The organism is Burkholderia stabilis (assembly GCF_001742165.1).
GTDB classification, from domain to species: Bacteria; Pseudomonadota; Gammaproteobacteria; order Burkholderiales; family Burkholderiaceae; genus Burkholderia; species Burkholderia stabilis.
In genome coordinates this window covers 1,180,236-1,192,894 of sequence record NZ_CP016444.1, presented here as the reverse complement: position 1 = coordinate 1,192,894, position 12,659 = coordinate 1,180,236, and the positions used below count along the sequence as shown (strand labels likewise).

General features: G+C 66.5%; 15 protein-coding genes. 9 read left to right on the top strand and 6 right to left on the bottom strand.

The genetic code is table 11. From position 1 onward, the window contains the following. The first annotated feature begins 1 nt into the window (after window position 1). The 7 genes from BBJ41_RS37765 to BBJ41_RS37735 all read left to right on the top strand — a co-directional run bounded on the left by BBJ41_RS37765 (window position 2) and on the right by BBJ41_RS37735 (window position 5,839). Window positions 2-532 carry a serine O-acetyltransferase gene (locus BBJ41_RS37765; RefSeq protein ID WP_069751334.1) on the top strand — a complete coding sequence of 177 codons (531 nt, stop codon included), beginning with the start codon at window positions 2-4 and terminating at the stop codon, window positions 530-532. After that, window positions 529-1,503, top strand: coding sequence for a glycosyltransferase (locus BBJ41_RS37760; RefSeq protein WP_069751333.1), 975 nt, complete (start codon window positions 529-531; stop codon window positions 1,501-1,503). The genes BBJ41_RS37765 and BBJ41_RS37760 overlap by 4 nt, the downstream gene beginning before the upstream one ends. Window positions 1,504-1,557: 54 nt before the next feature. Beyond that, on the top strand, window positions 1,558-2,640 hold the full coding sequence (locus BBJ41_RS37755; RefSeq protein ID WP_069751526.1) for a glycosyltransferase: 1,083 nt from the start codon (window positions 1,558-1,560) through the stop codon (window positions 2,638-2,640). A gap of 93 nt (window positions 2,641-2,733) precedes the next feature. Next, window positions 2,734-3,579: a 3-deoxy-8-phosphooctulonate synthase gene (kdsA, locus tag BBJ41_RS37750; RefSeq protein WP_069751332.1), complete on the top strand. Its 846-nt coding sequence runs from the start codon at window positions 2,734-2,736 to the stop codon at window positions 3,577-3,579. Further along, a complete protein-coding gene (locus tag BBJ41_RS37745) occupies window positions 3,576-4,127 on the top strand; it encodes a KdsC family phosphatase (protein WP_069751331.1) in 552 nt (183 codons plus the stop codon). The genes kdsA and BBJ41_RS37745 overlap by 4 nt, the downstream gene beginning before the upstream one ends. After that, the gene (kdsB, locus tag BBJ41_RS37740) at window positions 4,111-4,926 is read left to right on the top strand and encodes a 3-deoxy-manno-octulosonate cytidylyltransferase (RefSeq protein ID WP_069751330.1); all 816 of its coding nucleotides are present in this window, start codon (window positions 4,111-4,113) and stop codon (window positions 4,924-4,926) included. The genes BBJ41_RS37745 and kdsB overlap by 17 nt, the downstream gene beginning before the upstream one ends. Next, window positions 4,904-5,839: a KpsF/GutQ family sugar-phosphate isomerase gene (locus BBJ41_RS37735; protein ID WP_069751329.1), complete on the top strand. Its 936-nt coding sequence runs from the start codon at window positions 4,904-4,906 to the stop codon at window positions 5,837-5,839. The genes kdsB and BBJ41_RS37735 overlap by 23 nt, the downstream gene beginning before the upstream one ends. A 62-nt stretch (window positions 5,840-5,901) precedes the next feature. Here BBJ41_RS37735 and BBJ41_RS37730 read toward each other — a convergent pair whose 3' ends face one another. The 4 genes from BBJ41_RS37730 to galU all read right to left on the bottom strand — a co-directional run bounded on the left by BBJ41_RS37730 (window position 5,902) and on the right by galU (window position 10,097). Then, window positions 5,902-7,068 carry a sialidase family protein gene (locus tag BBJ41_RS37730; protein WP_069751328.1) on the bottom strand — a complete coding sequence of 389 codons (1,167 nt, stop codon included), beginning with the start codon at window positions 7,066-7,068 and terminating at the stop codon, window positions 5,902-5,904. 32 nt (window positions 7,069-7,100) lie between these two features. After that, a complete protein-coding gene (locus BBJ41_RS37725; protein WP_069751327.1) occupies window positions 7,101-8,294 on the bottom strand; it encodes a hypothetical protein in 1,194 nt (397 codons plus the stop codon). A gap of 305 nt (window positions 8,295-8,599) precedes the next feature. Next, complete coding sequence (locus BBJ41_RS37720; RefSeq protein WP_069751326.1) at window positions 8,600-9,187, bottom strand: phosphatase PAP2 family protein; 588 nt, start codon at window positions 9,185-9,187, stop codon at window positions 8,600-8,602. Window positions 9,188-9,212: 25 nt separating this feature from the next. Further along, entirely contained in the window at window positions 9,213-10,097 is an 885-nt protein-coding gene (gene galU, locus BBJ41_RS37715) for a UTP--glucose-1-phosphate uridylyltransferase GalU (RefSeq protein WP_069751325.1), read from the bottom strand. A 359-nt stretch (window positions 10,098-10,456) separates the two neighbouring features. On the opposite strand from galU, the gene BBJ41_RS37710 reads away from it, so the two are divergent. Both BBJ41_RS37710 and BBJ41_RS37705 read left to right on the top strand, forming a co-directional pair. Further along, window positions 10,457-10,690, top strand: a complete 234-nt coding sequence (locus tag BBJ41_RS37710; protein ID WP_069751324.1) for a flagellar transcriptional regulator FlhD — start codon at window positions 10,457-10,459, stop codon at window positions 10,688-10,690. 130 nt (window positions 10,691-10,820) lie between these two features. Next, the gene (locus tag BBJ41_RS37705) at window positions 10,821-11,129 is read left to right on the top strand and encodes an H-NS histone family protein (protein ID WP_069751323.1); all 309 of its coding nucleotides are present in this window, start codon (window positions 10,821-10,823) and stop codon (window positions 11,127-11,129) included. A gap of 67 nt (window positions 11,130-11,196) precedes the next feature. On the opposite strand, the gene BBJ41_RS37700 is transcribed toward BBJ41_RS37705, so the two are convergent. Together BBJ41_RS37700 and BBJ41_RS37695 are read right to left on the bottom strand one after the other, a co-directional pair. Continuing rightward, window positions 11,197-11,919: an NAD-dependent epimerase/dehydratase family protein gene (locus BBJ41_RS37700; RefSeq protein WP_069751322.1), complete on the bottom strand. Its 723-nt coding sequence runs from the start codon at window positions 11,917-11,919 to the stop codon at window positions 11,197-11,199. Window positions 11,920-11,942: 23 nt separating this feature from the next. Continuing rightward, a complete protein-coding gene (locus tag BBJ41_RS37695) occupies window positions 11,943-12,578 on the bottom strand; it encodes an SDR family oxidoreductase (protein WP_069751321.1) in 636 nt (211 codons plus the stop codon). Window positions 12,579-12,659: the final 81 nt, after the last annotated feature.

Below are 12,659 nucleotides of genomic sequence, written 5' to 3'. Positions count from 1 at the left end.
CATGGCTGTCACGTTGCGACAGACCGCCGAGGCGATCGCCGAAGACTGCCGCCGCAATGCGTTCGTGAAGACGCGCAGCGTGGTGATCTTCTACCGCGTCGTGCATTACCTCGCGTGCCGGAGCCGGTTCACGCTGCTGGCCGGCGCGCCGCTGATCCTGCTCTACATCGTGCTGTGCGACTGGCTGATGGGCATCGAGATTCCGGCCAAGACGAAGATCGGCAAGGGGCTCGCGCTCTATCACGGCACCGGCCTCGTGATCAACGGCTACGCGGTGATCGGTGACTACTGCACGCTGCGGCACGGCGTGACGATCGGCAACACCATCCGGAAGGACGGCACGATCGGCGGCGTGCCGACGATCGGCGATCACGTGGAATTCGGCGTGCACAGCGTCGTGCTCGGCGCGGTTCGTGTCGGCGACCGCGCACGGATCGGCGCAGGCGCGGTGGTGTTGCGCGACATACCCGAGGGCCGCGTGGCCGTCGGCGTCCCGGCGCGCATTCTCGACAACGAACAGGAGCCGAAATGAAAGTGTTCATCCTGCATCCCGGCAAGGCGAACTATCCGGAGATCGCCGCCTACGGCAGCCGCCTGAGGACGCACGGGTTCGAGGTGTTCGACGGCGATCTCGATGCGTACGCGCGCTTTCCCGATCGGGACGTCTGCATCCTGTGGTGCATCATGGGTTTCTATCGCGCGCTGCCGCCCGCGCGGTTCGTGATTCACGACTATCGGTCGCTGTCGGTCGGCCGGCTCGCGGCCGTCAAGGACGGCGTGAAGCGCGTGCTGAACGTCCGGCCCGACTTGCGAATTTTCCAGAACGAGCAGATGCGCGAAGCGATGGGGTTTCGCGACGGCGTGCGCGCGTTGCTGTTGCCGATGGGCGTGCCGGACTGGATCTTCGATCCGGCCGACGCGGGTGCGGATGTCGCCGCGCCGGGCCGCGCCGGGGCCGCGCCAACCCCGTACGGACGGTTCTGCTATATCGGCGAGATGAGCCGCGAACGCGGCTTTCACAAGGTGCTGGCCGCCTATCGCGACGCGCGTCGCGACGAATCGGACACGCTCGTGCTGGTCGGTCACCCGGAGCCCGAAATTCACGCGGCATTCGCCGACACGCCGGGCATCCGCTTCGTCGGCCGCGTGCCGCAGCCGGACGCGCTGCGGATCGTCCGCGACAGCGAATACGCGGTGTGCTTCTTTCCGTATCACCGGCCGCATTGCTTCCAGACGCCGACGAAGCTGCTCGAATACGCGTCGCTCGGCAAGAAGATCGTATGCAACGACGCGCCGTCGAACGTGCGCACCGCGCACGCGCTCGGCATCCAGTGTCACGTCACCGGCGCGACGATCTTCGACGAACTGTTTCCGCTGTCGCGAATTCGCGCGACCCGTCCCGACCCGATCGCGATGAAGTCGCTCGAATGGGGGCGCGTGATCGAGCGCTCGGGCGTGCTCGCGTATATCGATGCGGTCGCGGGGCGCCGTGCCGGTGTCTGACGGCGTCATTCGCCGTCGGTGCGCGACGGCTCATCCCTCATGGAACGGATTCCGATGAAGATCGTCCACATGGTCGAATCCAGCGCCACGGGCACGTTGTCGATGGTGTGCCTGATCGCGAATCGCCTGGCGCGCGACGGCCACGACGTGCATGTCGTCTACTCGGTGCGGCCGGATACGCCGCCCGGTCTTGCCGCGATGTTCGACACGCGGGTGTCGCTGCGCCACGTCCAGATGAAAGGCGCGGGCCTGCTGCGCACCGTGGGCCGGCTGCGCGCGACGCTCAACGAGATCGGCCCGGACGTCGTGCATCTGCATTCGTCGTTCGCCGGCTTTCTCGGGCGGCTGTCGACGCTGTTCGCGTTGCCGAAGGCGGCGTTCTTCTACAGCCCGCACTGCATCTCGTTCATGCGCCGCGATATCTCCAGTGCGAAGCGCCTGGCATTCGTCGGTCTCGAATGGATCGCATGCGTGCGGAAATGCCTGTACGTCGCGTGTTCGGAAAGCGAGGGCCGCGTAATTCGCGCCTGGCTTCGCCAGCCGGTGGTGGTGGTCGAGAATGCCGTGCGCGCTGCGCCGTCGTCCGCACCGCCGCGCGACGCCCGGCGGGCGGCCGACGGCCCCCTGTGCGTGGTGACCGTCGGCGGCATCCGCGCGCAGAAGAATCCGGCGCTATTCGCGCAGATCGCGCACGGCATGCGTGCGCGCGGCGTGCGCTTCGTCTGGATCGGCGATGGCGACGACGCGTTGAAGGTGCGGCTGGCCGAGGCGGGCGTCGAGGTGACCGGATGGTTGCCGCACGACGAGGTCGCGCGGCGGCTCGAAATCACGGACGTGTATCTGTCGACGTCGTCGTGGGAAGGCATGCCGGTGTCGGTCATCGAGGCGATGCTGGCCGGGCGGCCCGTCATCGTGTCCGGCTGCGCCGGCAACGTCGATGTCGTGCGCCATCTGCAGACCGGCGTGATCTACGCGACGGCGGCCGACGCGGTCGCGTGGCTGGAGCGCCTCGCCGCCGACGACGCGCTGCGCCGGGAACTGGCCCGGCGAGCGAGCCGCGAGGCGCGGCAACGCTTCGGCGAGGAGCGCTTGTTGGCGGAGCTTGCGCCGCTCTATGCTGCATGGACGGCCCGCTGACATCGGCGTTCGGCCGCGCTCGCCCGGCGCGATTGCTCGGCACCCCCTGCGGCGCGACGCGCATACCGCCGCCCCAATTTCGAGGAGAACCCCATGAATGTAACCATCAACCCGGACGTCACGGTCGGCAACACCTTGCCGTTCGTCCTCTTTGGCGGCCTCAACGTGCTCGAAAGCCTCGAGTTCACGCTTGACGTCTGCAACACGTTCGTCGAGGTCACACACCGTCTCGGCATTCCGCTGGTGTTCAAGGCATCCTTCGACAAGGCCAACCGCTCGTCGATCCACTCGTATCGCGGGGTGGGATTCGACGAAGGGCTCAGGATCTTCGACGAGGTCAAGCGCCGGTTCGGCGTGCCCGTGATCTCGGACGTGCATGAAGTGTGGCAGGCCGAACCGGCCTCGCAGGTCGTCGACGTGCTGCAGGTGCCGGCGTTCCTCGCGCGCCAGACGGACCTCGTGGTCGCGATCGCGCAGACCGGTAACGCGGTCAACATCAAGAAGCCGCAGTTCATGAGCCCGACGCAGATCGAGCACGTCGTGTCGAAGTGCCGCGAGGCCGGCAACGACCGCGTGATCCTGTGCGAGCGCGGCTCGTCGTTCGGCTATGACAATCTCGTCGTCGACATGCTGGGTTTTCGCCAGATGCGCGACGCGACGGGCGACTGCCCGGTGATCTTCGACGTCACGCACAGCCTGCAGATGCGCGATCCGGGCGGCGCCGCATCGGGCGGCCGGCGGCGCCAGGTGCTCGATCTCGCGCGCGCCGGGATGGCGGTCGGGCTGGCCGGGCTGTTCCTCGAAGCGCACCCCGACCCCGACCGCGCGCGCTGCGACGGCCCGAGCGCGTTGCCGCTCGCGCTGCTCGACGCGTTCCTGCAGCAGGTGAAGGCGGTGGACGACCTGGTCAAGCGGCTGCCGCCGCTCGATATCCGGTGAGCGGCGCGACGTATCGCGGGCCCGTGCGCCTGGTGCTGTTCGACGTCGACGGCGTGCTGACCGACGGCCTGCTGCACGTGACGCACGAAGGCGAGTTCATGAAGAGCTTCCACGCGCACGACGGCGTCGCGGTCGCGCTGCTGCGCGCGCACGGAATCCGCACCGGCATCCTGTCGGGCAAGCACAGCGGCGCGCTGACGTGGCGGGCGGCGCAGCTCGGCGTCGACGTGCTCGTGAGCGGCTGCGACGACAAGGGCGCAGGCTATGCGGACATCAAGGCGCGACAACGGGTCGACGATCACGAGGTCGCGTATGTCGGCGACGACGTGAACGATCTCGCGGTCATCGAACGTGTCGGCGTGTCGTATGCGCCGGCCGATGCCCATCGGCTCGTGCGCGTGCGCGTCGACCATGTCGCGCGCACGGCCGGCGGTCGTGGCGTCGCGCGCGAGGTGGCCGAGCATCTGCTGATGGATGCCGGGCTGTCGCTCGACGACGCGTACCGGCCGTTGCTCGAACAATGGAGCGGCCATGACGTCGTTCAATAGCGCTCGCCCGGTGCGCGTCGTGATTCCGGCCCGGTATGGTTCGACGCGGTTGCCGGGCAAGCCGCTCGTCGATCTGGACGGCGAACCGATGATCGTCCGGGTGCACGCGCGCGTGCGCCGCGCGCTGCCCGATGCCGACATCGTCGTCGCGATCGACGACGCACGCATCGCCGATGTGCTCGATGCGCGCGGCATCCGGTTCGCGATGACCGACACCGGTCATGAATCCGGCACCGACCGCGCGGCGGAAGTCGCGCGCGTGTCCGGCTGGCCCGATACCGATGCGGTGCTCAACGTGCAGGGCGACGAACCGCTCGTGCCGACGGCGCTGCTGAAGGCATTCGCCGGCTTCTGCGGCGCGGCGCCCGAGCTTGGCGTCGCGACCGTCGCATGCCCGGTCGGCGAGGCCGCGCTGCTCGACGAGCCGGCGATCGTCAAGCTCGTCGTCGACTGCCGCGGCCGTGCGCTGTACTTCTCGCGCGCGGCGATCCCGTTCTGCCGCGACGGGCGGCCGGCGGGGGCCAACGGTTCGAATGATCCGAATGGCGGCGTATTCCTGCGTCACATCGGCCTCTACGGCTATGCGAATGCAACGTTGCAGACGCTGGCGAGCACGGCGCCGTGCGAACTCGAGCAACTGGAGAGGCTCGAGCAGTTGCGCGCGCTCTGGCTCGGCATGCCGATCGACGTGATGCGCTGGCCCGACGCACCGCCCCCCGGCATCGATACGCCCGACGACGTCGCCCGTGTCGTCTCCCTTCTCAAACGGCAAACCCATGACGCGACAGAACCATATTGAATCCGCCCGGCAGGTCTTCGAGATCGAGTCGCGGGCATTGGCCGGCGTGGCTGCGCGGCTCGACGCGAATTTCGAGGAAGCGGTCGAGCTGATCCTCGCGTCGCGGGCGCGCGTCGTCGTGTGCGGGATGGGCAAGTCCGGCATCGTCGGCAGGAAGATCGCCGCGACGCTGTCGAGTACCGGCACGCCCGCCTTCTTCATGCATCCGGGCGAGGCTTATCACGGCGATCTCGGCATGGTGACGCCGGACGACACGTTTCTCGCGATTTCGAATTCGGGCGAAACGGACGAGGTGATCAAGCTGATTCCGTTCCTGCGCGGCAACGGCAACGACCTGATCGCGCTGACGGGCAATCCCGTGTCGACGCTCGCGAGCGCCGCGCGGGTCCATCTGGACATCGGCGTCGAACGCGAGGCGTGCCCGCTGCAGCTCGCGCCGACCGCGTCGACGACGGCGACGCTCGCGATGGGCGATGCGCTGGCCGTCACGCTGATGCGGGCGCGCGGCTTCCTGCCGGAACACTTCGCGCGCTTCCATCCGGGCGGCTCGCTCGGCCGCCGGCTGTTGTCCACGGTCGACGACGAAATGGCGCGCGGGAACCTGCCGTTCGTGACGGAGGACATGTCGACGCTCGACGTGCTGGACGCGATGACGCGCGGGCGGCTCGGGCTCGCGATCGTCAGGCGCGACCCCGGCTGGGGGATCGTGACCGACGGCGACATCCGCCGCGCGATCGAACGGCATGGCGACGGTGTATTGCGGCGCACGGCGGCCGACATGATGTCGATCGAGCCGTCCACGGTGCGGCCCGGCACGCGGGTCGAGGATGCTTTGGAGTTGATGCAGCAGCAGCGGATCGGCGCGCTGCTGGTGGTCGACGGCGGCGAAGTCGTCGGCGTGTTCAAGAAATAGGCGGGTAGCGCCTCCCGCCGCGTCGCCCGGCGTGCGGGAGGCGCGGTCGGCACCGGCGCGGGTTATTGCAGGCTTTGCGTCAGCGCAGCGGACGCGGCGTCCTGGCGAAACCCGCGCACGCGCAGGAACGTGATGAAGTTCGAGTCGTGCTGGCTGCCTGCGCCGCCTTCCGGGTCGTCGAACGCGACGCGGAGCACCGCGACGAGGTCGCTGCCGTCGAATTGCCAGTCGACGTACTGGAAGCCGTGCCGTTTCGTGTCGGCGTGTTGCAACACGATGCGCCGGGCGGTCCATTGCCGAAGATCGGGCGACGACAGCAGCACCAGCGTGTTGCGGACCCGCTCGAGGTTCATCCGCCCGACGCTTTTCGGCACCGCGTTCGTGATCGTCCAGTATTGCTTCGACTGCGGATCGAAGCGAATCGTGAACTTCTTGCCGGCGCCCGGCAGGTCGACGAAATCGCGTGCCGGGTCGAACGACAGCGTGCGGCCGTCGTCGCTCGTCGCCAGCAGCGCGGCCTTCTCCGGGCCGTTCGCGGTGTTCACGCGCAGCACGACCGCCGGCGCGCTGCCTGGTTTGCCGACCACGTTGCCTTCTTCCCACGACTGGAACTTGCCGCCGAGCCAGTGCGTGTCCGACGGCAGATGCGCGGACACGCGCCAGTTGCGCGCGTCGAGCAGGTCGCGATCGGCGGGCGCGGACATCACCAGCGCGCGCAGGTCGCCGTCCTCGACGCTTTCATACGCGCGCCAGACGCGTCCGCGATCGACGAGAACCGGCACCGGCCCGGTGATGAAGCGCCCCGGATACGGCAGCAGCCCGGTGGACGCGTCGACCGGCGTGGTCCACGACGCGCCGCCGTCGTCGGAGCGGCGAATCGACGGCGTGCCCATCGAGCGGTTGGTGCCCATCAGGTAGAGCGCGCCGTTCAGCACGAACAGCGACGACCAGTACTGGTCCGGCACGTCGTCGAGCCTGATCCAGGTCGCGCCCTTGTCGTGCGACGTGAACACGGACACCCGGTTCTGCGCCGACGCGGCGCCGAACGTGTCGAAGCTCGCGACATAGTCGCCGTTCGGCAGCACGGCCAGTGACGGCGATCCCAGATACACGCGCGTGGCGGCGCGGCTGTGCGCGATCACCTCGCCGGGCGGCCGGGGGACGGATTCCGCGTGTGCCGCCATCGCCGCGCAGCACAGGCAAACCGCCGCGATGAGCGATCGTTTCATCGTGTGTGATGCCGATGCATGCCGGAATGATGTCATGTCAGGTGCGCGAGCGGCTTGCCGCCGGATGCGTTCGGGAAGGGACGGGCGACCGCGCGCCGGTGCGGCGCGTCCTGGTCGGCCAGCACGACGAACAGCAGGATGGTGAGCCAGAGCATGCCATAGAGCACGTGATACTTGAACAGCAGGATCGGCAGCAGGTACAGCAGATACTTGCGCCGCCCGTTGCGGCGGAACAGCATGACGAGCGTACCGAAGAACACGACGGAACCGGCGGCACCCGCGGCGAACACGAGGTAGATGTAGAACGAACTGTCCCGCACCTGATAGCCGCGCATGTGCGTTTTCCCGACGTTGTTGCGCTCGTCCCAGAACAGGCCGCCGCCGAACACCCCCGCGACGACGTCGCGCTCGGTCAGCTCCGTCAGCACGAGCGTCCGGCTGCCGACCGCATCGTAGTCGACCGACTGGTTCACCCGCTGGTCGTACACGCTGTAGAGCCAGGGCACGCAGGCGAGCGCGACGACGACGACGGCGATCCGGGTCCGCAGCCGCCCGTGCCCGGTGACCACGTGCAGCCCGCACAGCACGGCGCACACGGCCATCGACGCGACCGAGAAGCTGAGCAGCGCGGTGGCGAACCCGATCACGGGGGCGAGCGTGATGCGCCGCTTCGACAGCAGCAGGATCACCGCGCTCGGCACGACCGTCATCGCATAGAACGACGGTTCGGAGTACAGGCCGAGCGCGCGGATCGAAATCAGGCTGTCGGTCAGTGCCTTGGTCGCGTAGAGCGCTTCGGAATCGGCTTCGCGCACATAGCTGTCGAAGTCGATGAAGGTGCCGGTCCCGAGGTAGTAGACGAGCTGGAACGTGAAGAACGCGGCGTGGACATAGATCAGCGTCTTGCACGCGGTGTCGAGCGATTCCCGCGTGAGCACGCCGCCGGCGAACATCCAGTAGCTCAACGCGATATACGTCTGGATCAGCACGAACTTGATGAAGAAGTTCACGTAGAAATCGCCGAACGCGGACAGGATGAACGCGAGGCAGGTGCCGATCAGCCAGTACGTGCAAACCGGAAACAGGTGCCGCTGCCGGTTCATCAGCGTCGGCGCGCGCAGAAAAGCGAGCGCGCAGAGCAGGACATACGCGGCGAAGGTTGCCCGCACGCTGAACGCGTTGAGCGAGAAGAACAGTACGCTGGCTGAAAAGAGCAAGGTCGACATGCGTGCGCCCGATCGGAGACTCCGGATTCGCTGCGTGCCGGCCGTGCCGGCGCCACGCGGCGAGGTGTCGTGCGATGCGGGGCAAGATGCCTGTCGGGCAGGGCTGGCTTGCGCGCCGTGTCGCACGCGGAATGCGCTTCCGTCGTCCGAGACGAAGCGCATTCCGGCGATCAAGCATAGCGGGCTGGACGGTCGGGCGAGCCGGGTTGTCCGATCCGGGCGGCATTTTGTCTATTTACGCCGGGGTCGGCCGAGCGGGCGGGTGTGGTCAGGTTCATTCGCACGGCGCCGGCCGGCCGAGGCCGTCACGGTGGCAGAGCGAACCGCCCGCACAAAAACGGCGAATACAGCTCGATCGCCGTCTGAATCGGCGCATGACGGCCATACGCGATGGCCGACACGGCCAGCAGCGAGCCGGCGACGAGCGCGCGATACCGCGCGTCGACACACGGCGCGCCATGCCGCCATTCGAACGCCAGCGCGACCGTCGAGCCGACGAGCCAGCCGACGACGACTTCCGACGGCGTGTGCGCGTCGTCGAACACGCGCGCGACGCCGATCAGCGCGCCGAGCGCGAGTCCGAGCGACAGCGACGCGCCCGCCCGCAGGTGCGCGCCGCCGTTCAACACCAGCACGCAGGTCATCGGCCAGACCGCCGACGCGAGCATCGTGTGCCCGCTGATCACGCGGAAATCGATCGAGCGGATCTGGAGCCCGCAGCCGGCGTACAGGATCTTGGTGGCGCCGACGAGCGCCATGCCGGCCGCGAGCATCAGCGCCCATGACACCGCGTGACGCCGGCCGGCCGTCGAGCGCGTGAGCCAGGCGATGCACACGACGGCCAGCGGCAGCGTCATTGCCGCGTCGCCGAGATCGCTGACGGCGGTCCACACGACCGGGCTCGTGACGGCCGCCCGGTCAGGCGACCAGCAGCGCCGACATGCGCGTGGCCAGATAGCTTTCGAAATCCGCGGCCACCTCCGGATGCCGCAGCGCGAACTCGACCGTCGCCTTCAGATAGCCGAGCTTGCTGCCGCAATCGAAACGCGTGCCGTCGTAGCGATGGGCGAGCACCTGCTCGTCCGAGAGCAGCGACTGGATCGCGTCCGTCAACTGCAGTTCGCCGCCGGCACCGGGCCGCAGCGCGCGCAGATGCTCGAACACCTTCGGCTTCAGCACGTAGCGGCCCACCACGCCGAAATTCGACGGCGCCTTCGCCGGCTCCGGCTTCTCGACGATCCCGGACAGCTTGAACAGGTTGTCCTCCCAGCGCTTGCCGTCGATCACGCCGTACGACTTCGATGCCTCGGGCGGAATTTCCTCCACGCCGACCACCGACGCGTGATAGTGATCGAACACGTCGATCATCTGGCGCAGCACGGGCCTCGGACCGTCGAGCAGGTCGTCGGCGAGGATCACCGCGAACGGCTGGTCGCCGACCAGCTTCTCCGCGCACAGCACGGCATGGCCGAGCCCCAGCGCTTCGGCCTGGCGCACGTAGAAGCAGTCGACGTGGCTCGGCTTGATGCTGCGAACCAGCGACAGCAGCTTCTCCTTGCCGCGCGCTTCGAGTTCGGCCTCGATCTCATAGGATTTGTCGAAGTGGTCTTCGATCGCGCGCTTGCTGCGGCCGGTCACGAAAATCATTTCGGTGATGCCCGCGTCGATCGCTTCCTCGACCGCATATTGAATCAGCGGCTTGTCCACGACCGGCAGCATTTCTTTCGGGCTGGCTTTGGTCGCCGGCAGAAATCGCGTGCCTAGACCGGCGACCGGAAATACCGCTTTCGTCACTTTCAACATGATTTTCGAATTCCATCCGTTCAGGATCAGGCATCAACGATGCCGAGAGAAGGCGGCGATGTGCGCATCGCAATCATCGTTCGCCGGTGCCGTATTGCTCGCGCGGACGAAGCCGCGCGCCGTTCGAAAATCGTATGGGCGTTCCCGTCTCGATTGGTGACCGAATCTAGGTTGAATCCGACAGCGATGAATGGCGAATGTCGAATTGCAATCGCCGATTTCGCGTATGTCGGATGCCATCTAGGAATTGTCGGCATGACGTGGATGGCATGACATAGATTCAGGCATCCATTACTGGACGGCCGATTGCGGCGCCGCGCGTGCGGCATGCGAGGATCGCCGTCGGCTCAGGAGCAGTCATGACTGGACAGGGCGATATCTTCGATGCCATCGCGGAATTCAACCGCGCATATCTCGTGCTCGCGCAGCGCATATTGCGTATCGACTACGAACAAGGAAAGCGGCAATTGGGTATCCCGGATGAAATTGCCGCTTCGATTGATGCGTTGACGCCGGATCAGATCGATGAGCTCGCGTCCAGCGGCGAGTTGGTTTGTGAATTTCGCACGGAAAACGCGCCAGGCCGCGCGTAATCCGTTTTCCGGTTTTCCCGAATGGACGTTCCGGTCGCGTCTTTGCACGAGATTGCATCGGGGTGGTCACGCGATCGCGTCGTCGCGTCCGTTCGGTTTTTTTTACACCATGAGAATGTGGAGGCGTTGCATGTCCGGTTATCGCGAATTGAAGGCGCAAGCCGATGAATTGATGAAGCGAGTCGAGGAAGCCCGACTCGCCGAACTCGAGGCCGTCATACAGGAGGTTCGCACCCGGGTCGCCGAATATGGGCTGACCGCCGGACAGATCTTCGGCCGCCCCGGCGGCGCCGCGAAAACGACGCCGCGAAAGCGGGCATCGTCACCCCGCTATCGCGACCCCAAGACCGGCGCGACGTGGAGCGGGCGCGGTCGCGAGCCCGGCTGGATCAAAGGCGGCCGCCGCGACCGGTTCCTGATCGAGCGCGATGCCGGTTGAACCGGGCCGCGACACGCCAATGCCCCGCTGAACAGGGAACAAGCACGGCCGGGAAGTCGTGTGCCTTCTATTTGCCGGGGGTATCGGCGATGCGTTTTCCCGCTGCTGGCGTCGCAACCCTTGCAGTTGCGGCAAGCCGGCTGATGTCGGCGCTTTCGACCACGGCGGTGTCGTTTCCATGCCGCGCAATCTGCAACATCGCTTGCCCCATGCGTACCGTGTCGAGGATCTTTTCGGGAAACAGCTTTCGCAACATTGCAAAGGCCCACCCCAGATACGAGTAGAGCAGCCGGAGCATGCGCGTCTTGGATTGTTCGCCGTTCAGCGGAAGAATGAAGCCGGGGCGAAACAGATAGACCGCGCGGAATCCCAGGCGCTGTAGCGCGTTTTCCGTCTTGCCTTTGACACGCGCCCACATGACGGGGCCTCGTTCGGTGGAATCGGTGCCGCCGCCTGATACGTAGACGAACACCATGGCGGCGTGACGGCGCACCAGAACCTGGCCGACTGCGAGCGGCAAATCGTGATTGATTCGGACGAAGCCGGCTTCATCGGTTTCGCTTGCGGATACGCCGAGGCAGAAGAAGCACGCGTCATAACCGTCGAATCGCGCTTCGATATCGGCGTAGTCGAACAGATCCGGGCGTACGAGTTGCTGCAATATGGGATGCTGCATCGTCAACGCGCTGCGCCCGACGACCAGAACCGACTCGACGTCCGGCGCCAGCAGACACTCGCGCAGCACGCCCTGACCGACCATCCCCGAGGCGCCGAACACGATGACTTTCATATCGATCCTTTCGCAGTTTCAGGTCAGACGAAAGCGGGCTTGTCGCCGTCGGTTCCCGGCTTGTTGACGCCGACGTTGGCGCGCACCAGCCGGTCGGGATGTTCGACCAGCTCGGCCACCAGTGCGGCCACGCTCTTGCGGGAAATCTCGGTGCCCTTGAACGGTTCGTCGCGTGCGGTGATCTCGTAGTCCACCTCATCCTTGTCTTGCAGCCAGGCGGCACGAAGAATGGTGTAATCCGAGTCCGACGCCTCGATCAGATCGGCGGATCGGCGATAGGGCGGCAGATACTGTCCGATCTCCCGGCGGTTCCATTCGCCGAATTTTCCGGGCACCTCGTCGTAGATGCCGAGCGAGTTGACGAAGATCAGCCGCTTGACGCCGGTCGCTTTCATCGTGGCCAGGATATGTTCGGTTTGCGTATCCACGTCGCCGGCCAGGTTGGCATACACGACGTCTTGCCCTTCCATGATTCGCGGCAGCAGTTTTTTGTCCAGCACGTCGCCGATCACGACGCTCGCATTGGCAGGCTCGTTGCCGGCCAGCTTTTTGGGATCGCGCACGAGGAGCGTTTGCTCGACGCCGTGCTTCACACCCAGCATTTGTACGGCCCAGCGGGCGATTTGCCCGCTTGCGCCGAGGACCAGTACCTTGGTCATGGTTGTCTTCCGTGTTGTTGAAGCGGGTTCCCCGCGATGAGCGGGGGCATGTTCGAAGGAAAGCGTGCCGTTGTGCGGCAG